Consider the following 20,448-nt stretch of genomic DNA (forward strand, 5'->3'; position numbering starts at 1 on the left):
GGTTCAGTAGTTACTTGCAATTGATCCACGGACGCGTAAACGCGGAGGGTACGCCCATAGAGCCACCTTATCTGAACTCGACAGAAATATTCGATTTAAATAAAAAGGCTTACTTTTAAGAAACCAAATTATATTGGACTTGGTTCTCTGGCTGAGTCCCTGCTCTTCATAAAGCCGGACGAGCCCTGGGAATCCCTGTACGAACATTTAATTAAAAGCCAGTAAGGACTGCTGACCAGTAGCGCAGTAACAAAACTAAAAAATGACCGTGATAAACATCTGTAAAAAAACCCATGCAAACTTCAATGGCGGCTTCACCCTGCAGGATTATCCTGAATACGAAGTTCAAACTCAGACATAAAGGAATCAGACCACAACGCAACGAGAATCATCTGACTATCACTTACACACTCTATCGCCTCTTATAAACATTAAGCCACCCCGGTTGCATAAAAGTAAGAGGTCACCTCCATGAGCGAACCAACGAGCCCGGCACGTATCGCGGTTATCCAACTTGATCCCCAAGTCGGAATGACCAACCGAGCGGATAACCTGCGTCAGAGTCTTGGAATGGCAACCGAAGCTGCAAACGGCGGTGCCAATCTGATCGTGCTACCTGAACTCACCAATTGCGGCTATTTTTTCAGCAGCCGCCAAGACGCCTTTGATCACGCCGAGCTGGTTCCAGACGGCGCCAGCGTGCGCGCGTGGACTGAATTTGCCGTCAGGCATCAGGTGTATCTGGTTGCCGGTCTAAGCGAAATCGACGGAATGCAGCTGTTCAATACTGCCGTATTGCTAGGCCCCAACGGTTTTATAGGCAAGTATCGCAAAGCTCATTTATGGAATCTGGAAAAGCTTTGGTTCACTCCCGGTAATACGGGCTTTCCCGTGTTCGAAACGCCGATCGGCCGCATCGGCTTACTGATCTGCTGGGACATCTGGTTCCCGGAAGTACCACGTATTCTCAGCCAACAAGGCGCGGATATTATTTGCAGCCTAAATAATTGGGTGTGGACGCCACCACCGCTATTCGATGAGGCAGGCAAATGCATGGCGTCCTACCTGACGATGACTGCCGCACATGTGAATAACGTGTTTATCGCAGCCGCAAGCCGCATTGGTGAGGAGCGGGATGCTCGCTACCTGGGATGCTCGTTGATTGCAGGCACCAACGGCTGGCCGATCGGCGCTGTAGCTTCGGCCAACCGTCAGGAAATTTTATTTGCTGACATTGATATCACCAGCGCCCGGAGCGCACCGATCTGGAACAGCCTCAATGACCTACAACGTGATCGACGCAATGATCTCTACGATCAAATGCTCGGGTACGCCCAACATCCTGCTCTACCGCGTTGATGGGAGGGCAGAAGATGGAAACGCTCTCTACCGATACAAAACGCGGCCATTCACGGGCAGAAATCATCGTCATTATTTTGGGTTTAATCAGTGCATTGCTGGTGCTATGGGTAACAGTCAATCATCACGGCTCTTGGCCAAGCTATAGCGAAATGGTCGCAAGTCTGCCCCATCCAGTCGCATGGCTGCGATGGATACTCGGGGATATCAGTGAATTCGCCTTCTACAAGCATGAACTCGCCTCACTCGGTTTGCTGAGCGGCGCCTATTTGGCGTGGTGGGCTAGCAAGCGCGGTAAAACCTGGCAGGGCTTTTCCATTTCATACGGAACTGGATTGTGGCCTTGGCTGGTGACCAGTTCGCTCTTAGGGCTACTGCTTAGCAATTTACTGTGGGGCTGGAGCGTTACCGCTCAAACGTGGCAACCGACCACATTCGCGGCCTTCGTTTCGTTGCCGGCGGCAATGGTGCTGATGTTTGGCGGCGGCTGGAAGGTTGCGCTCATTGGCGCAGTATTGGGGGCATTACTGGTTACGCCGATGTGCTTGATAATCGTGAACTTCGTATGCGTACCGCTGGATTTACCTCCGGTAATCGGCAATGTGCTGGGCATGGCCGTGGGTAGTGTCTTAGCTTTTTTACTGTGTCGTCATGCGCCATCATTGATGCGCTCAGACTACAAGCCCCCCGCCAGACCCCTGCAGGGCAAACCACCCACTTATGGTGTCGTCTGGAGCCTGCGTCGAGTTTTGGCCGACTTTTCCGAAGCACCGTCTTTCGGAAATGAGCTGGCCAGTCTTGGTCTGCTGGCAGGCGTATTGCTGGCATATGCTTTGAACCCCATCAGCCCAGTTTATGGGTCAGGATTGGTCTTGCCACTGCTAGGGGCGCAAGCACTGACATCGGCACTGGGCGTAGTGTTCTGGCGACACCAGTGGATCAGACGAGGCTGGTATCCAACTTACATTCCATTGGTTTCAGTAGTGCCCGCAGCCGTATTGACCTATGGCAGTAGCTGGATGGTGATTGGCTCAAGTGCGCTACTTGGTGCTCTGATCGCACCGCCATTGGCATCAGCCATTGCAGGACGATTGCCAGCAGACTTTCATCCGTATATTGCGAACGTGATCTCAATGGCGTTGAGTACGCTGTTGATCGTGCCGTCGGTGGGCTGGTTAGTCCAAATGTGAGGTTTTCCCACGCGGCGCTCTTCGCGCAGCGTGGGAACAGTCAACGTTCTTGTCCCTCACAACCAATGCCAAAACCGGCTCCAAAACCCACGCCCCAAATCATTCTTGCAGCCCGCATATTGCGCCGCATACATCTGCGAACGCGCCTGCACCTTGCTGGCCACGGGCGGCAGCCAGGCTTTGGCCGCATAGGTACGCTGGCGGTAGCCGCCCCAGCCTTCGTGGTAGTTCAGGTATTGGCCGTAGGCGTCGTATTTGTAAACGCCGTTGATGGTGTAGGTCTTGTCCATGTACCAGCCGATAAAGTCGATGGCGTCGTCGAAGTCCCGCCGGCTGGCGCCGCTGCGGCCGGTGCTCTTGCGGTAGTCGCTCCACACTTCATCCTTGGCCTGGGCATAGCCGGCGGCAGTGGAGACGCGGCCCCAGGGGATGATCCACAGCAGGTATTTGCGCGGGGCCAGGGCGTCCTGACGGAAGCCGGACTCCTGATACATGATCGCCAGCGGCACCTGGATCGGCACGCCCCAGCGTTTTTGCGTGACCTTGGCTGCATCGTACCAGTCATCTTTTTCGCGAAAGATGCCGCAGATGTCGTTGGGTGTGCGTGGCGGCGACGTACCGCACGCCGCCAGCATTGAGGTGAGTAATAACAACCCGACAGTTTTGCCTGCGCTCAAAGTGCACCTTTGCGTGATCCGCGTAAAAAGCCGGCATTTTACGCGTTCAGCAAAGCGGCGTCCTTGCCGCAAACACTTTTAAGCCAAAGGCACTCGGCGAGTGGTCAGCGCCGTACGCCCGACGAAGAAGCTCAAGGCTGCGCCCAACAGCAACATGGCCAAGGTGCTCCAGGCTGCACGGGAGAGCTGTTTGGCCGCCACTTCACCGGCTTCACGGGCTTTCTGCTCGGCCTGCTGCTTCAGTTCGTCAACCTTTTGCATGGCTTGCTGATAGGCCTGGGCATAGTTGTCGACGATCTGGGTCGCGTCCTCTTTGCTCTTGCCGGTACGGGCCGCGACGATGTTGACCAGTGCATCTTTATCCGCAGCGTTCAGCGCGGGTTCACCCGACGCTTTAACGCGTTCAAACCACTGCTTCAATGCATCGCCGGCCTGGGCTGGATCGGTGGCGGCAGCGGTGGCCGATTGCTTGCCGTCAGCGGCAGCCTGGTCAGCCTTCTGCTCAACGTTGGCCGGGTCCAATTCAGGTTTTCCGCTTTGCTTGAGCAGTGTGTCCAGTTGGCCTTGCAGGCTGTTCCAATCCAGCTGGATGCCCTGCTCGTTCAACTGCTGCTTAACAGTGTTACCAATGCCCGGTGCTGCTGCCGCAATGCCGCTGCCGGCAGCCGACAGGCCTTTGCCCACGACGTTGCCAGCCGTCCCGACCACACTGGCAGCCAAACCCGCCAACAGCCAGGTGGTGAGCAAGGTGGTGACGGTCCAGGTCAACACGCCGTGCAAGCCACCACGGTCCGGCGCAGTGCGGCCAGCCACAAAGGCACCGGCGCCGATGGCGATCAGTGTCGACACGAACAGCCAGATCCCGGCGCCCGTACCAAAGCCACTCAATGGGTTACCTGCTTGCATTGGGTTGACGGCACTCGCCCCGATAGCCGTGCCCAGCACACTGAGCACCAAATAGGTCACCAGTGCAATTGCGCTACCGGCCAATACCGAGCTCCAGGACACACGAAACAGCGAACGATTGGTTTCATAGACAGTGGTCATACACAGGTCCTTCACAAGTTATGAGAGCAAGGCAAAGTGCCTTGATGGGTGTGAGTGTGGCGAAAGGACATACGTTCAGTCGTGGCCAAAATGCACTAGGTCGACTGGTACATTCGCACTTACCCACCCACACTTTCTCTGCACTATCCTCAACCCCGGTTGTCGTACCCCCAAGAGCTATCTACCGGGAGAAACCATGAGCCAGGATGTCCTCGCGAAAGAAACCAACCGCCGCCATTTGCAGCAGATTATCTCCGGGTTATCCGACGGTGTGATCCTGGCCGAGGTCGACCAGACCATCCTGTGGGCCAACGAAGCCGCGTTGAACATGCATGGGGTGAGCGAGATCGAGCAGCTCGGCGCCAATACCGAGCAATATGCCGAGCGCTTCGCCTTGCGCTACCGCAACAACCATCCGTTGCAGCTGGACAACTACCCGCTCAGCCGCGTGGCGGCCGGTGAAGAATTCAGCGACGTGATAGTGGAAGTCACCCCCGCCGCCGACGAAGACCGCCGCTGGGTCCATCGCTTGCGCAGCCTGGTACTGAACGACGCTCACGGCGAGCCGGAGCTGTTGGTGCTGATCCTCAGCGACGCCACCGAGTGGGCCAGCGCCGAGCAACGCTTTGAGAAAACCTTCAACGCCAACCCGGCGCCCGCCGTGATCTGCCGCCTGAGTGACCTGCGCTACATCAAGGTCAACCAGGGTTTCCTCGAGATGACCGGTTACAACCGTGACCAGGTCATCGGCCGCTCTGTGTATGAACTGGATGTGCTGGAACACGCCGAGCGCAAGGACCTGGCCGTGCAGCGCCTGGGCGAAGGCGCGACCATCCCGCAGATGCAGGCCGAACTGCGCCTGCCCGAGGGCGGTAGCAAGCTGGTGATCGTCGCCGGCCAGCCGTTGGACATGAACGAGGAAGACTGCATGTTGTTTTCCTTCACCGACCTGGAGCCGCGACGCAAGGCGGAAACCGCCCTGCGCCAGAGCGAAGAACGCTTCGCCAAATCCTTCCGCCTGACACCAGTGCCGACGCTGGTGTGCAGCGCCGCCAACCGGCAGGTGGTGGATATCAACGAAGCGTTCATGAACATCACGGGCTACATCAGTGAAGAACTGATCGGCAAGACCGTCGAAGAAATCCACTTTATCGACAGCACCCAGGCAGGCGCGCAGCTGTTCGCCACCCTGGAAAAAGCCGGCAACCTCGACGGCCAGGACCTCAAGGTGCGCAAGAAAGGCAACGAGGTGATCGACTGTGTGGTCTCCGCCGACACCGTGCTCATCCAGGACGTGCCCTGCTACCTGTTGGTGATGATGAATATCACTGAACGCAAACGCTCGGAGCTGGAGCTGGTGGCGGCCATCGAGGAAGTGATGCAAGACGCCTCCTGGTTCAGCCAGACCCTGATCGAGAAACTGGCCAACGCCAAGAGCGTTAACAGCCCCAATTTGCCGAGCGTGAACTTTACCGATCTGACGGCCCGTGAGCGTGATGTGCTGGGCTTGATCTGCGAAGGACTGGCCGACAAGGAAATTGCATCGCGCCTGAAACTGGCCCCCAACACCGTACGTAACCATGTGGCCACGGTGTACTCCAAGCTCGGTGTGCACAGCCGCAGTGCGGCAATCGTTTGGGCCCGTGAGCGCGGGCTGTTCGCCGGTGAATTGCGGGTAAAAAGCAAGAAATAGAGTGCAAATGCACTAGTGCGACCAGTGCAAATTCGCCTTATTGCGTCGCGATGCGCTGCTTAACCTTGAAGAGTGGGCACAGGGCGTTTAGTCCCGTGCCGTAAAGGTTTGATCTCTTTGAGGAATGCACCATGAAAAGCGAACAAGTCAAAGGCGCCGTGGAGAAGGTCGCTGGCAAGGCCCAGGGTTTTATCGGCGACCTGACCGGTGACGAGCAATTGCAAGCTGAAGGTGTTGCCCGCCAGGCCGCAGGCCAATTGCAGCAAACCTATGGCGACGCGCTGGATACAGTGAGTGATTTTGCCAAAAACAAACCGCTGGCTACCGTGGCTGTTGTTGCCGGAATCGGTCTGCTCGTGGGTCTGTTGCTGCGTCGCCGTTGAGGAGGCTGAGCACCATGTTCACGCTCTCCCAATTGCGTAACTGCATCGAAGAAGCCCTGCTGCCGCTAACCTGCGAATTCACCTTGTGCCGGGACGCTTCGCTGACACTGAAAGTGTTCGATGCCGAGAGTGGCCGGGTTGACCTGGTGGTAACGGGTATCAGCGTCAACAAGTTGCAGTCGGCCCAGGCCGTGGAAAACATGGTTGAAGAACTGCGCTATGAACTGCAGAGCAACACCATGGGGAGGCTGACGCTGGACGACCTTCCCCTGTCGCCTTCGGCGCAATAACCGCGTGCTACTCAAGCGGCTGCGGTTTCAACGACGCGCCAATAAAGTAAAACACCCCACCGCCCACGATAAACGCCGCCAGCATGTAGAACATGGCGTGGGCCGGCAGGCTGGCCAGCACCAGCCCGCACAATACCGGGCCCAGGGCGGCGCCGAGGTTGGTCAGGTTTTGCGCACCGTAGTACATGCCCCGCAGAGGGTCCGGGGCAATCCGGTCGATAAACATGTACTCGGCCGGAACCACGATGATCTCCCCCACTGTGAATACCGCCATCGCCAACACCCACCACAGCACACTGGTGGACAGTGCAAAACCAATCACACCCAACATGAACATGCCCAGGCCAGCGATCAGCCACTGGCTAAGGTAACGGTAGGAAATACGCCGGCCAATCACATACTGCAACGCAATCACCAGCACGGCGTTGGTGGTGAGCACCGCACTGATCACACTGTAGGTGTATTCGGCAGTGCTGGTAGTCATCAGGTACTGCGACAAGTAGGCCGTGAACTGGCCGAACACCACCGCGCTGAGCAAACCGCCGACGGTGAAGCACACCAATCGGTGATCGCGTAACAGCACGCGGCCAACAGCCAGGAACGACACCGGTTTCTGCGCGGCATCGGCAGTCGTCAAGGTGCGATCGCCCCAGCGCCAGTACAACAGAAAGAACCCCGCGCCGAGCAGCGCCGACAACATAAACGGCAGGCTGATATCCCACTTGGCCACCATCGCGCCCAGAAACGGCCCCACCGCATAACCGATGTTGGTGAGCGTGTACTTGATAGAGAACACTCCACTGCGCGCGTCTTCAGGCAGCAGGCTGGCAAAGCCGGCTTTGATTGCAATATCGATGACGGCATACGCGAGGTTGATCAGGATCAGGCAGCCGTAAAACAGCCAGAGGTGGTGGGCCACGACCGTGCCGACAAACCCCAGTACAAACAGCGCACTCAAGGCGAGCAGCAGCGGGTAACTGTGGATACGGTCGACCAGAAAGCCACCGTACACGCCGAGCAATGAGCCGACGATCAATGAACTGCCGATCACCAGACCGACTTGGGTAATGTCGAGGCCGAAGTGGTCAATGAGGTAAATCACCAGGTACGGAAAGGTGATCGCCTTGGCCAAGGTCAGCAGTAACGTGGCGCACAACAGCAGGTTAACGCTACGCGGGTAGTTTTTCAGGGTGGCAAACATCCTGCTCTCAGCCTTTGAAGGTAACGCGACCGGTGTGGTCGGTTACCTTAGCGCAAGCGCTAGGAAAAAAGACCGGTCATTTCTTGACGGGAGTGATCTCGAGAATGGTGCCGTTGGTGGTTTTCAGCAGCACAAACCTGTCACCCACCCGAGCCCACTGGCTGTCTGCCTCAGGCTGCTTGAGGCCACGCTTCTTCCAGTCGCTGACCGCCGATTCCTTGCGCATCAGCATATCCGGGGCGCGGTCGCCCTCTTTCAGGTCGCGGGCGTTGATGCTTGAAGGCTTTACGGTTTCCTGGGGCGTATCACCGGCCTGCACGACAAAACTGGCGGTGGACAGGCCGGTGGCGACCAGCAGGCAAGCGGCGAGGATTTTAGACTTCATGGGTGCTCCTTCAATGAATGATGCGTACCCAGGTTCCGACCGCGGGCACGCGGAATCATTCAGCCAGAACTCGACTTCAAAGGGGGTTATACAACGGCCACCGGCGTGCCCTGATGAAACACCATCCGCCACTGCCCAGCCTCTTCGCGCCAGACTGAACTGCGCAACGAATGCCCGACCCCTTCCCGATAGCCGCGGTAAGTCACCAGCGCTACGCCTTCACCCAACACGTTCACCGCAAACCCCGTCATGCTCCGCGCGCAAAACACTTCATCCAACAAGCCGGCAATTATTTCGGCCTTGCTGCCCCAAACATTCCCGCTGGCGCCAAACTCAAAAAAATCATCGGCCAGCAACTGCGACAGTCGGGCTGCGTCTGAACGGGTGGTGCACCCCTGCAGCGCCTGTTCCTGCTCGAATAAAAGCGCTTCCAATGCCATGTCCATTGCTCCCATGAAATAAATCCTGTAATTTTTCATGAAATTTATCGAAATAAATTTCATGAACCAACAACAAGAACTCGACACCCTGGCCGTCCTGATCCACGACCTGCGCAAGCACAAGAAACTCACCCTCGCCCAACTCGCGCAAAAAATCGAGCGCTCGGTGGGTTTCCTGTCTCAGGTCGAACGCGGCTTGTCGCGCCCGACCGTGGCGGACCTGACCGCCATCAGCCACGCCCTCGATGTGCCCACCACCTACTTCTACAGCCTGCCCAAACCCAAAGCAGTGGCCTGGGTCACCCGACCCAACGAGCGGCGCACGGTGTATTACGCCAATGGCATTACCGACATCCTGGTCTCGCCGAGCATGAATGGCGCCTTTTCGATGCTCGACAGCCTGCTCGCACCCGGCGCCAACAGTGGCGAACACCCCATGAGCGACCGCGCCGAGCAGGCCGGTTTTGTGTTGGAGGGCGAGTTGACGCTGTGGGTGGACGGTGAGGCCGACTCGGTCACCCTCGGCCAAGGCGACAGCTTCCACCTCGCCAGTTTCGCCCATTGCCGCTACGCCAACCTGACTGAGCTGCCCGCCCGCGTGCTGTGGGTTTACAACTAGGAGCAACACCCGTGAAAAGCCATTCATCCAGTTTGCTGGCCGAAGTACGGACTTTCCGCCAGAACCATCCCGAGGTGCGTTACGTCGACCTGATCGCCCTGGACATTCCCGGGCATTTCTACGGCAAGCGCTACCCGGTGGACATGCTGGAAAAAGTCGCCGCCGGCAGCCCGTTGAAGTTGCCGCAAAACGCTGTGCTGCTGGGGGCTCAGGGCGGCCTGTTCAAGATTGGTGACTATTGCTTCCACGATGGCGACCCGGACGCCAACCGGCGCCTGGTGCCTGGCACGCTCAAGCCGGTGAGCTGGGAGTCACAGCCGCTGGGGCAAATGCTGATTACCTCGGACGGTACCGAAGCGCCGATCGAATTCGAACCCCGCGAAGTCTTGGCCAAGGTACTGGAGCGTCTGCACCACAAAGGCATCCATCCGGTGGTGGCGTTCGAGTTGGAGTTCTATCTGTTCGATAAAAAGCTCGACAGCGGCCTGCCGCAATTTGCCCGCGACCCGCTGAGCGATGACACCGATGACCAGCCCAACCTGCATATCGAACGGCTGTCGCGCTTTTCCGACGTGCTCGACGATATGGCACAAACCGCCAGGGACCAGGGCATCGACATCACGGTAATCACCGCCGAACTTGGCCCCGGCCAGTTTGAAATCAACTTCGGCCACCTTGACGACGGCTTGCGCGCCGCCGACTGGGCCGCCCTGTTCTGCCGCAGCACCCGAGGTGTGGCACTCAAGCATGGTTACCGCGCCAGCTTCATGGCCAAGCCTTATCTGCAATACCCGGGCAGCGGCATGCATGTGCATGTGAGCCTATACGACGGCGCGGGCAACAATGTGCTGGCGGCGCACCAGCAGCAACCGCTGCGTCACGCCGTGGCCGGCTGCCTGGAACTGCTGCCGCACTGCATGCCGATTTTCTCGCCCAACCACAACGCCTTCCGCCGCCTGGGTGGCACCGTCAATGCGGCGACCCGCGCCAGCTGGGGCTTTGAGGACCGCGACGCGTGCGTGCGCATCCCCGAGTCCGACCCGCGCAACCTGCGTATCGAACACCGCCTGGCCAGTGCCGATGCCAACCCGTATCTGGTATTGGCGGCGATCCTCGCTGGGTTGGAGCATGGCCTTGAAGCCAGGCAAGAACCCATCGCCCCCTTGAACGAAGACCGTAACAGCGGCGCCGACTTCCCCCTGGAAATGCTCGATGCCGTGCGCGCCATGCAACATCAACCGGTCGTGCGCGATAAGCTGGGCGCCGAATTTGTCGACGTGTATTGCGAGAACAAACGCCAGGATCACCTGGCCTTTCAACAAGAGATCAACGCGCGGGAATACCGCTGGTTTCTCTAACGCCCTGGAACCCCCGATGACCGAGCAAAGCGCCCCAGCCCTCAAGGAAATCTTCAACGTCGAACGCCTGCAACACATCGCCAGCGAGATGTCGGCGGTGTACCCGGCATTCGACGCCAAGGGGTTCCTCAAGCACGCCAAGGCAGGGCTTGCCGAGTTGTCGGTGATGCAGCGCATGGCGCGGGTCAGCGAAAGCCTCCACGCCGTCATCCCACTGGATTATGCGCAAACCCTCAAGCTGCTTTACGCCCTCGCCCCGCGCCTGAACAGTGGGTTTGTCAGCCTGTTCCTGCCGCACTATGTGGCCAGTTACGGCCAAGGTGACTTCAAACGCTCCATGGCCGCGCTCAAATATTTCACCACGTTTGGCTCGGCCGAATTCGCCATCCGCCACTTTTTGCTGCACGACTTCAAGCGCACGCTGGCCGCGATGCAGGCATGGTCGCTGGACGCCAACGAACATGTACGGCGCCTGGCCAGCGAAGGCTCGCGCCCGCGCCTGCCCTGGTCCTTTCGCCTTGCCGAAGTGCAGGCCAACCCCGAGTTGTGCGCATCGATCCTCGATAACCTCAAGGCTGACAGCAGCCTGTATGTGCGCAAATCCGTGGCCAACCACCTCAATGACATCACCAAGGATGACCCGGATTGGGTGCTCAGCCTGATCGAAGGCTGGCACCTGGATAACCCGCACACCGCGTGGATCGCCCGCCACGCGCTGCGCAGCCTGATCAAGCAAGGCAACACCCGTGCGCTGACAATAATGGGCGCCGGTGCCAAGGCCGAGGTGAAGGTTCACCACCTGACGGTCACCCCGGCGGTGATCAACCTGGGCGAGCGCATCAGCCTCTCTTTCAGCCTGGAGTCCACTGCCGCCACCGCACAAAAACTGGTGGTGGACTACGCCATCGACTATGTAAAAAGCGCGGGGCATAGCGCAGCCAAAGTGTTCAAGCTCAAGGTGCTTACCCTGGATGCGGGCGAGCACCACAGCATTCGCCGCGAACAACATATGCGTGAGCTGACCACACGCAAGCACTACCCAGGCAAACACTGGGTACACGTGCTGATCAACGGCGAGAAGCTCGCCAGCGCCGAATTCGAGCTGATTAAAACCTGACATTTCTTACACAAAAGGCTCTAGAACGGGCCTTTCAGACCAATAAATTGTAGAACAATCCTGGCCTTTGCTGTTGAGATCAATTATCATCTGCGCCTTCTTGCTACCCACAGGGTAGTTGTTTCAATGTGTCACCCGAGGCGCCCATGTACCGTTTTTCGTTTCACCGCCCTTTGATTGCCCTCAGTCTGGGGCTGGTTACCCACTCCGTTAACGCCGCACTGCAACCCATGGCCGAAGCCCCGCTGGCCGGCGACACCGAGTTGCATTGCCACTTCAACCGCGATGCCAGTACCGACTGCACCACCACCTATCACTACACAATCCTTGCGCCCAACGGCCGCGAAATACTCTCGCGCATCGACTTCGATTACTCCGAAGGCGACACCTTTGAAGTGATCAGCGCCCAATCCACCCAGCCTGGCGCCAGGCCGATCGCGCTGGATGCCGCGCAAATCGACACCCGCACCGCACCCAACCCGGACCAGGGCTTTCGCCGCGACAAACAGACCTCCCTGGCCTTCCCGAACCTGCGCGTCGGCACACAGATTCGTTACACCGTGCGCGAACATCGCGCGGCCAAGCCGCTGATGACCCAGTTTCACTACGCCCTCAAGTTCGGCCCGAGCGCGGTCCGTCGCGACCACGTCAAGGCACGCTTTACCGCTGAGCGACCGATCCAGTGGCGCAGCGAACTGTTCGACGATTTCACCGTGACCCCGTCGGCCGACGGCAAAGCCCTGGACGTGGTCCAAAAAGCCCCGATTTACCTCAACTACATCAATGAATCCCCCGGCGCCGCACTGTTGCGCACCCCGCGCCTGGAAGTGGGCAGCGCCCTGGATCGCCAAGCGTATTTCGGTGATTTCGCCCAACGCTACAACCAGATCCTCGGGGCCACCCTGCCAGCGCAAAGTGCCGCGGCCGTGGCCGCCGCGCGCGGTTTACCGCCGGCTGAACAAGTCGCCGCCCTGATGCAGCACATCAATGATCACTACCGCTACCTGGGCGACTGGCGCGCTACAGAGCGCGGCTATGTGCCGTTCAATCTGGCTGAAATCGAGCAGCATGGTTATGGCGATTGCAAAGACCTGGCGATCTTGCTGACCGCCATGCTCAAGGCCAGCGGCATCAAGGCCGAGACGGCGTGGGTAAGCCGTGGCGAAGTGGTGGATTCCTTGCTGATTCCCGGCACCAACGCGCCGAACCACGCCATCGTTCGCGCCGAAGTGGATGGCCAGGTCTGGTGGCTCGACCCGACCAACCCGGTGTTCGCCCCAGGCCAGACGCTGCCCGACATCCAGGACCGCTGGGTGTTGGTCAACGACGCCCAAAGCCAGGTGCGCGAAGAACATATCCCGCTGGAGCGTCCCGAAACGAGCATGCGTCTGAACAAGCAGGTGCACTACGACAAGCAAGGCAACGGCGCGACTCAAGCCACCATCGTCTTCAGCCGCCTGCCGCTGATGCAAATGAGCGTGTCCGACCGCCAACAAGGCACCACCGCCACCGACCAGGCGTTCTGCGCGCGCTTCGGCAACGAGATCAGCGACTGCCACATCACCCGCCCACCCACCGCGTTTGTGGTACACGACGGCTACACCGTCAGCGCAACCTTGAACGACCATCGCGCCCTGGAAAAACTGGCGAATGACTATGTCTATACCGATGAGTCACTCAAAGGTCTCTGGGACGGCTTTATCAACTATCGCCGCCACGGCCAACAGGCAGATCTCTACATGGGCAACCCGGAGACCCACGACTACAGCTTCGTGCTGACGGGCGGGAAAATGGAAAAAGCGATCCCCGGCTGCCAGGTACGCTCGCCGTGGTATGACTTGGATCTGGAAGGGCAACGCACGGATGACGGGTTGCGTTACCACTATCGCCTGAGCCAGAAGACGCGTTGGTTGACCCACGCTCAAATCACCAGTGATGCGTTTGGCAAGATGATTGAAGATGCGCGGGCCTGTGCCGAACAGGTGCATCAGGTGGTAAAGCTCTAACCCCTGCCTGACACCACACAATCAACCTGTGGGAGCTGGCTTGCTCGCGAGCGCGGTGGCTCAGTTAATACATTTACTGACTGACACGCCGCTTTCGCGAGCAAGCTCCGCCCACAGGTTCATCCGGTTTCTTCAACGGGATTCGCCGAGCAGCAAACCTTGCTCACGCGCGCACAATTCCACCACGTAATCCCACAACACGCGCAGCCGCACTGACTTGTGCAGCTCACGGCGCGAGCTGATCCAGTAGCTTCGCTGAATGCCCTCCCCCGGCAGCAACGGCACTAGGTCCGGATCGCCGGCAGCCATGAAGCATGGCAACACGGCAATCCCCAATCCCGAACGCGCAGCCTGATGCTGGGCGATCACGCTGGTGCTGTGGAACACCACCTTGGGGTTTCGGCAAAAGCTGCTGAGGAGTTTAAGTTCCTGGCTGAACAGCAGGTCGTCCACGTAATCGATCCAGGCGTGGGCCGCGAGGTCTTCGCGTTTCTCGATCGGCGGGTTACGGTCCAGGTAGCCACGGCTGGCGTAAAGCGCGAGGCGGTAGTCGGTGAGTTTGCGCGTGACCAGTTGATCGACGCTGGGTCGTTCGAGGTGGATGCTGATTTCCGCTTCGCGGTTGAGGATGCTGACGAAGCGCGGCACGGCCACCAGTTCCACTTCCAGCCCCGGATAACGCTCAAACAGCCCGCCCATGCGACTGGCGAGGAACATCACGCCTAACCCTTCGGCCACACCCAGACGAATCTTGCCCAAGGGCGCGGCGCGATGGGTGAGTTCGTCTTCGGCCAGCAGCGCAACGTTTTCCATGGCTTCGGCGTGTTTGAGCAGGGCTTCGCCGGAGGGCGTCAGCTCGTAGCCCTGCGCGTGCTGGACAAACAACGCGGTGCCGAGGCTTTTCTCGATCGCCTCGATGTGACGGGCCACGGTGGCGTGGGTGGTTTTCAGGCGTTGCGCGGCGGTGAGCAAACGGCCACTGCGTTGCAACTCAAGAAAAAACCGCAAGTCATTCCAGTCGAACATGTCGTCTCCGTTGCGAGAGCCTGAGCCGCGCTGTTTAAAAACGCACAGCAGCTGGGTAAAAACTAACATTTTTAAGACGAAAACTAACAACTAGGATGGAGCCAATAAGAAAAACAAGCGAGACCTCAGATGCCCATTGCAGCTGCTGAATACGATTACGTGGTAGTAGGCGCCGGCCCCGCAGGTTGCCTGCTGGCCAATCGACTGTCCGCCAACCCCGCCCACCGCGTGCTGCTGCTTGAAGCCGGTGGCCGCGACAATTACCCCTGGATCCATATCCCCGTCGGCTACCTGTTTTGTATCGGTAACCCTCGCACCGACTGGTGCTTCAAGACCGAAGCCCAGGAAGGCCTGCAAGGCCGTGCACTGAGTTACCCACGAGGCAAGGTGCTGGGTGGCTGCTCGTCCATCAACGGTATGATTTATATGCGCGGCCAGGCCCGGGATTACGACGGTTGGGCAGCGCAAGGCAACGCCGGTTGGGCCTGGAAAGATGTACTGCCGCTGTTCAAACAGAGCGAAAACCATTTTGCCGGTAGCTCGGAGTTTCACAGCGACGGCGGGGAGTGGCGCGTTGAGCAACAGCGCCTGCACTGGCCGATCCTGGATGCCTTTCGCGATGCGGCGGCACAAAGTGGCATTGCGCCGATCAGCGACTTCAACCAGGGCGATAACGAAGGCTGCGGCTACTTCCAGGTCAACCAGAAAGCCGGGGTACGCTGGAATGCGGCCAAGGCATTTCTCAAGCCGATCCGCCAGCGGCCTAACCTGACGGTGCTGACCGAAGTGGAAGTGGACCGTGTGGCGCTGGAAAACGGCCGCGCATCGGCGGTAGTCGGGCGTCAGCACGGCCAGCCGGTGAGTTGGAAGGCGCGCAAGGAAATCGTGCTGTGCGCCGGCGCCGTCGGTTCACCGGGCATCCTGCAGCGCTCGGGGATCGGCCCGTCGAATGTGCTCAAGCCGCTGGGCATCGACGTGCTGCATGAACTGCCCGGCGTCGGCGGTAACCTGCAGGACCACCTGCAATTGCGGCTGATCTATAAGCTGGAAAACGCGCGAACCCTGAACCAGATCGCAGGCACCGTGTGGGGCAAAATGGGCATGGGCCTGCGCTATCTGTATGACCGCAGCGGTCCACTGTCGATGGCGCCCAGCCAGCTCGGCGCCTTTGCTCGCTCCGGCCCGGAACAGACCTCGGCCAACCTTCAATACCATGTACAACCGCTGTCCCTGGAGCGCTTTGGCGAGCCGTTGCATGCATTCCCGGCATTCACCGCATCGGTCTGCGACCTGCGCCCGCAGAGCCGTGGCCGTATCGATATCCGCTCGGCAAACCCGGCGGATGCGCCATTGATCCGGCCCAACTACCTCAGCCATCCGCAAGACCTGCGGGTAGCCGCCGACGCGATCCGCCTGACGCGCCGCATTGTCGCCGCACCGGCTTTGAGCGCGTTCAAACCGGTGGAATACCTGCCTGGCGAGTCGTTGCAAACCGAAGAACAACTGCACGAAGCCGCCGCGCGTATCGGCACGACTATTTTCCACCCGGTGGGCACCTGCCGCATGGGCAGCGACACCGACGCCGTGGTCGACGCCCAACTGCGCGTGCATGGGGTGCCCGGCCTGCGCATTGCCGATGCCTCGGTCATGCCCCGCATCACATCCGGCAACACCTGCTCACCTACACTGATGATTGCGGAGAAAGCCGCGCAGTTGATCCTTTCGCCGAACACAAGGAGCCTCGCCCCGCAGAAAGAAACGGTTCATGCAATCTGAATAGCGGCGCCACACCCGGCGCCGACAGTGGAACAACAATAAATAATCACTGTGAGGGATACCCGATGTCAGAACACGCTCAACCCCTGGGCTCCGCGGTCCGCGCGAGCACCGGCAGCGAATCAAGGAAAGTCATTTTCGCCTCGTCCCTGGGGACGGTGTTCGAGTGGTATGACTTTTTCCTGTACGGCGCCCTGGCGGCGGTGATCAGCAAGCAGTTCTTTGCCGGGGTCAACGACACCACGGCGTTTATCTTTGCCCTGATGGCCTTTGCCGCCGGTTTTGTCGTGCGGCCGTTTGGCGCGCTGGTGTTCGGCCGCCTGGGCGACATGATCGGGCGCAAGTACACCTTCCTCGTCACCATTATTTTGATGGGCGTGGCGACATTCTGTGTCGGGCTGTTGCCCACCTACGCCAGCATCGGTATTGCGGCGCCGGTCATCCTGATCGCGCTGCGCATGTTGCAAGGCCTGGCGTTGGGCGGTGAGTACGGCGGCGCAGCCACCTATGTGGCCGAACATGCGCCCGCCGGTAAACGCGGCTTGCACACCAGCTGGATTCAATCCACCGCCACCCTCGGCCTGCTGCTGTCGCTGCTGGTGGTGCTGGCCTGCCGTTACTTCACCGGCGACCAGTTCGAAGTGTGGGGCTGGCGTATTCCGTTCCTGTTTTCCATCGTGCTGCTGGGCATTTCCACCTGGATTCGCATGAGCCTGCATGAGTCACCCGCGTTCCTGAAAATGAAGGAGGAAGGCAAGGCCAGCAAGTCGCCGATCCGCGAGTCCTTCGGCAAGTGGGAAAACCTCAAGGTGGTGCTGATCGCGCTGTTCAGCATCAACGGCGGGCAAGCGGTGACCTTCTACGCGGCGCAGTTCTACGTGCTGTTCTTCCTCACGCAGTTTTTGAAGATGGACCCGGCGCTGGCCAACATGCTGTTGATCATCAGTGTGGTGATCGGCGCGCCGTTCTTTATCCTGTTTGGCTGGCTGTCGGACAAGGTCGGCCGTAAGCCGGTGCTGATGCTCGGCTTGCTGCTGGCCACCGTGCTGTATTTCCCGATCTTCAAGGGGCTGGCGCACTACACCAACCCGGCGATGGACCAGGCCAGCCACCAGGCCCCGATTACCGTGCTGGCCGACCCGGCCACGTGCACCTTCCAGTTCGACCCGGTGGGCAAGGCGCGTTTTGACAGCCCGTGCGACAAGGTCAAGACCTTCCTGGTCAAGCAGGGCCTGCCGTATAGCAGCGCGGTAGCCCCGGCGGGCAGCCCGGTACAGGTGAGCGTCGGTGACGTGCGCATCGATGGCTTCGACGAAGCCGCCCTGCGCGGTGCGGTGACCCTGGCCGGTTACCCGACTTCGGCGGACATGGCCCAGGTCAACAAGGTGATGGTGGTGGTGCTGATCGTGGCGCTGATCCTGATCGCCGCCATGTGCTACGGCCCGCTGGCGGCGTTGATGGTAGAGCTGTTCCCGACGCGTATCCGCTACACGTCGATGTCGCTGCCCTACCACATCGGTAACGGCTGGTTTGGCGGGTTCCTGCCGACCGTATCGTTTGCCTTGGTGGTGTACACCGGCGATATCTTCTATGGCTTGTGGTACCCGGTGGTCGTGACCGGGGTGAGTTTGATCGTGGGTTTGTTCTGCCTCAAAGAAACGCGGAATGTGGACATCGATAACAACTGATCTAAAAAACGCTGAAGCCCCTGTGGGAGCGAGCTTGCCCGCGATGGCGGTGGTTCAGTCACTGTTGTAATGACTGACACATCGCTATCGCGGGCAAGCCCACTCCCACATTTTGGTTTCGCGGCGCTCACACAAATTGCTGTACATCCATACAGATAATGATTGCTCAAATCCTTCTGACTAAGCATCCTGCAAGGCATCAACCCGATGTGATGTGATGACCATGCGGCTGTACCTCTGTGAAAAACCCTCCCAGGCCAAGGATATCGCGGCCGTACTCGGCGCCAGTCGCCGTGGCGATGGCTGCTGGCTGGGCAATGGCGTCACAGTGACCTGGTGCATCGGCCACCTGCTGGAAACCGCCCCGCCCGATGCCTACGACGCCAAATACAAGCGCTGGGTGCTGGCCGACCTGCCGATCGTCCCGGAAAAATGGAAGATGCTGGTCAAGCCCAAGACCGCCAGCCAGTTCAAGGCGGTCAAGCGTTTGTTGGGGGAAGCGCAGGAACTGGTGATCGCCACCGACGCCGACCGTGAGGGCGAGATGATCGCCCGTGAACTGGTGGAGCATTGCCGTTACCGCGGGCCCATCCAGCGGTTGTGGCTGTCGGCGCTGGATGACGCCTCCATTCGCAAGGCCCTGGCCGCGCTCAAGCCGGGCGCCGAGACCTTCAGCCTGTATCACTCGGCCCTCGGCCGCTCGCGCGCCGACTGGCTGATCGGCATGAACATGAGCCGTTTGTTTACCTTGCTCGGGCGCCAATCCGGTTATCAAGGCGTGTTGCCGGTGGGCCGGGTGCAAACCCCGACGTTGCGCCTGGTGGTGGACCGCGACCGCAGCATCGCAGACTTTGTGCCGGTGGCTTACTGGGCCATCGATGTCGACTTGCGCCATGAACGCATGACCTTCACCGCGCAATGGCGCGCCAGCGAGGACGCCTGTGATGATCAGGGCCGCTGCCTGAACCCCCAGCTGGCTCGGGAAGCGGCCGATGCGATGACCAATGCCGGGACTGCGCGCCTGATGAAACTGCGCACCGAACGCATGCGCGAGGTAGCCCCCCTGCCCTTCGACCTCGGCACATTGCAGGAAATCTGCTCCAAGAAGCTCGGCCTCGGCGCCCAGGAAACCCTGGATGTCGCGCAATCCCTTTACGAAACCCACAAGGTCATCACCTACCCGCGCAGTGACTGCGGCTACTTGCCGTTAAGCCAGCACGGCGACGCGCCAAAGATCCTCGCAGCGTTGGGCCGTGCGGATGCGGCGGTGAACGAGCTGATGCCGCATATCGACCCGCAACGCCGTTCGCGGGCCTGGAACGACGCCAAGGTCAGCGCGCACCACGGCATCATTCCTACCGGCGCAGGCAAGGATGTCGGGCAGCTCACCGGCAAACATCGTGCGGTCTGTACCCTCATTCGTGCGCGTTATCTGGCGCAGTTCCTGCCCAACCATGAATACGATCGTACCCAGGCGGATTTCGACTGCGCCGGCCAGGCGTTGCGTGCAGTCGGCAAGGTCATCATCGAGCCGGGCTGGAAACGCGCGCTGCCCGAAGCGCTGGCGCCCGCCAAAGGCCGAGAGGCCGCCGCGCCACAAGCGTTGCCGACGCTGGTGCAGGGCCAGGATTATGCGGTGGCCAAGGTCAACCTCAAGGACCTCTGGACCCAACCGCCCAAGCCATTCACCGAAGGCGACTTGATCAAAGCGATGAAAAACGTCGCCAAACTGGTGGAAGATCCGCTGCTCAAGCAAAAACTCAAGGACACCACCGGCATCGGCACCGAAGCCACGCGCGCCGGGATCATCCAGGGCCTGCTGGACCGTGGTTACCTGGTCAAAAACGGCAAGGCGCTTTCAGCCACTGCGGCGGCGTTCAGCCTGATCGACGCGGTGCCACGGGCGATCGCCGACCCCGGCACCACCGCGATCTGGGAGCAGGCACTGGACATGGTGCAAAGCGGTGAAATGAGCCTGGAAGAGTTCGTCGCCAAGCAGGCCGCCTGGATGAGTAAACAAGTGGCGCGCTGCAATGGCATGCGCATGACCATCAGCGGCCCGGCCAGCCCTGCGGGCCGAGGCGCTACGCCGTGGAAAAAGAAACGCAAGAGCACACCGCGCAAAACGACAGCCACCCCCACCAAGCGCGCAAAAAAGCCGACAAATGCTGGATAACGTCGAAAAAATCCGGC

18 protein-coding genes are annotated in these 20,448 nt (G+C 59.7%); 12 read left to right on the forward strand and 6 right to left on the reverse strand.

Annotation, left to right across the window (positions count from 1 at the left end; genetic code table 11):
• Window positions 1-471 precede the first annotated feature (471 nt).
• Window positions 472-1,359, forward strand: a complete 888-nt coding sequence (locus ACLBW8_RS22675; protein ID WP_447806355.1) for a nitrilase family protein — start codon at window positions 472-474, stop codon at window positions 1,357-1,359.
• 14 nt (window positions 1,360-1,373) lie between these two features.
• A complete protein-coding gene (locus ACLBW8_RS22680; RefSeq protein ID WP_447806356.1) occupies window positions 1,374-2,549 on the forward strand; it encodes a hypothetical protein in 1,176 nt (391 codons plus the stop codon).
• Window positions 2,550-2,605: 56 nt separating this feature from the next.
• Here ACLBW8_RS22680 and ACLBW8_RS22685 read toward each other — a convergent pair whose 3' ends face one another.
• Both ACLBW8_RS22685 and ACLBW8_RS22690 read right to left on the reverse strand, forming a co-directional pair.
• Window positions 2,606-3,226, reverse strand: coding sequence for a transglycosylase SLT domain-containing protein (locus ACLBW8_RS22685; RefSeq protein ID WP_064451789.1), 621 nt, complete (start codon window positions 3,224-3,226; stop codon window positions 2,606-2,608).
• A gap of 78 nt (window positions 3,227-3,304) precedes the next feature.
• Window positions 3,305-4,273 (reverse strand): hypothetical protein, encoded by a 969-nt coding sequence (locus tag ACLBW8_RS22690; protein WP_447806357.1) that lies wholly within the window; start codon window positions 4,271-4,273, stop codon window positions 3,305-3,307.
• 196 nt (window positions 4,274-4,469) lie between these two features.
• Between ACLBW8_RS22690 and ACLBW8_RS22695 the strand changes: the two genes are divergently transcribed.
• The 3 genes from ACLBW8_RS22695 to ACLBW8_RS22705 all read left to right on the forward strand — a co-directional run bounded on the left by ACLBW8_RS22695 (window position 4,470) and on the right by ACLBW8_RS22705 (window position 6,639).
• The gene (locus ACLBW8_RS22695) at window positions 4,470-5,966 is read left to right on the forward strand and encodes a PAS domain S-box protein (protein WP_447806358.1); all 1,497 of its coding nucleotides are present in this window, start codon (window positions 4,470-4,472) and stop codon (window positions 5,964-5,966) included.
• Window positions 5,967-6,097: 131 nt separating this feature from the next.
• On the forward strand, window positions 6,098-6,349 hold the full coding sequence (locus tag ACLBW8_RS22700) for a CsbD family protein (RefSeq protein WP_064451786.1): 252 nt from the start codon (window positions 6,098-6,100) through the stop codon (window positions 6,347-6,349).
• 14 nt (window positions 6,350-6,363) lie between these two features.
• On the forward strand, window positions 6,364-6,639 hold the full coding sequence (locus tag ACLBW8_RS22705; RefSeq protein ID WP_221294399.1) for a DUF1652 domain-containing protein: 276 nt from the start codon (window positions 6,364-6,366) through the stop codon (window positions 6,637-6,639).
• Window positions 6,640-6,646: 7 nt separating this feature from the next.
• Here ACLBW8_RS22705 and ACLBW8_RS22710 read toward each other — a convergent pair whose 3' ends face one another.
• From ACLBW8_RS22710 to ACLBW8_RS22720, 3 genes are all read right to left on the reverse strand, one after another.
• A complete protein-coding gene (locus ACLBW8_RS22710) occupies window positions 6,647-7,840 on the reverse strand; it encodes an MFS transporter (RefSeq protein WP_447806359.1) in 1,194 nt (397 codons plus the stop codon).
• Between the two features lie 76 nt (window positions 7,841-7,916).
• On the reverse strand, window positions 7,917-8,225 hold the full coding sequence (locus ACLBW8_RS22715; protein WP_262667517.1) for an RcnB family protein: 309 nt from the start codon (window positions 8,223-8,225) through the stop codon (window positions 7,917-7,919).
• Between the two features lie 86 nt (window positions 8,226-8,311).
• A complete protein-coding gene (locus tag ACLBW8_RS22720; protein WP_237140898.1) occupies window positions 8,312-8,728 on the reverse strand; it encodes a nuclear transport factor 2 family protein in 417 nt (138 codons plus the stop codon).
• On the opposite strand from ACLBW8_RS22720, the gene ACLBW8_RS22725 reads away from it, so the two are divergent.
• From ACLBW8_RS22725 to ACLBW8_RS22740, 4 genes are all read left to right on the forward strand, one after another.
• Window positions 8,727-9,284: a helix-turn-helix domain-containing protein gene (locus ACLBW8_RS22725; RefSeq protein WP_262667516.1), complete on the forward strand. Its 558-nt coding sequence runs from the start codon at window positions 8,727-8,729 to the stop codon at window positions 9,282-9,284. The genes ACLBW8_RS22720 and ACLBW8_RS22725 overlap by 2 nt on opposite strands.
• Window positions 9,285-9,295: 11 nt before the next feature.
• On the forward strand, window positions 9,296-10,642 hold the full coding sequence (locus ACLBW8_RS22730) for a glutamine synthetase family protein (RefSeq protein WP_064451782.1): 1,347 nt from the start codon (window positions 9,296-9,298) through the stop codon (window positions 10,640-10,642).
• 16 nt (window positions 10,643-10,658) lie between these two features.
• Entirely contained in the window at window positions 10,659-11,759 is a 1,101-nt protein-coding gene (locus ACLBW8_RS22735; RefSeq protein WP_447806360.1) for a DNA alkylation repair protein, read from the forward strand.
• Between the two features lie 146 nt (window positions 11,760-11,905).
• Complete coding sequence (locus tag ACLBW8_RS22740) at window positions 11,906-13,765, forward strand: DUF3857 domain-containing transglutaminase family protein (RefSeq protein WP_447806361.1); 1,860 nt, start codon at window positions 11,906-11,908, stop codon at window positions 13,763-13,765.
• A gap of 132 nt (window positions 13,766-13,897) precedes the next feature.
• On the opposite strand, the gene ACLBW8_RS22745 is transcribed toward ACLBW8_RS22740, so the two are convergent.
• Window positions 13,898-14,791 carry a LysR family transcriptional regulator gene (locus ACLBW8_RS22745; protein WP_447806362.1) on the reverse strand — a complete coding sequence of 298 codons (894 nt, stop codon included), beginning with the start codon at window positions 14,789-14,791 and terminating at the stop codon, window positions 13,898-13,900.
• A gap of 129 nt (window positions 14,792-14,920) precedes the next feature.
• On the opposite strand from ACLBW8_RS22745, the gene ACLBW8_RS22750 reads away from it, so the two are divergent.
• The 3 genes from ACLBW8_RS22750 (at window position 14,921) to ACLBW8_RS22760 (ending at window position 20,431) form a co-directional block, all read left to right on the forward strand.
• Window positions 14,921-16,567, forward strand: coding sequence for a GMC family oxidoreductase (locus tag ACLBW8_RS22750; protein ID WP_447806363.1), 1,647 nt, complete (start codon window positions 14,921-14,923; stop codon window positions 16,565-16,567).
• Between the two features lie 65 nt (window positions 16,568-16,632).
• Window positions 16,633-18,255 carry an MFS transporter gene (locus tag ACLBW8_RS22755; RefSeq protein WP_064451777.1) on the forward strand — a complete coding sequence of 541 codons (1,623 nt, stop codon included), beginning with the start codon at window positions 16,633-16,635 and terminating at the stop codon, window positions 18,253-18,255.
• Between the two features lie 223 nt (window positions 18,256-18,478).
• Window positions 18,479-20,431 carry a DNA topoisomerase III gene (locus ACLBW8_RS22760; protein WP_447806416.1) on the forward strand — a complete coding sequence of 651 codons (1,953 nt, stop codon included), beginning with the start codon at window positions 18,479-18,481 and terminating at the stop codon, window positions 20,429-20,431.
• Window positions 20,432-20,448 lie beyond the last annotated feature (17 nt).

The organism is Pseudomonas sp. M5A4_2d, from assembly GCF_053345295.1.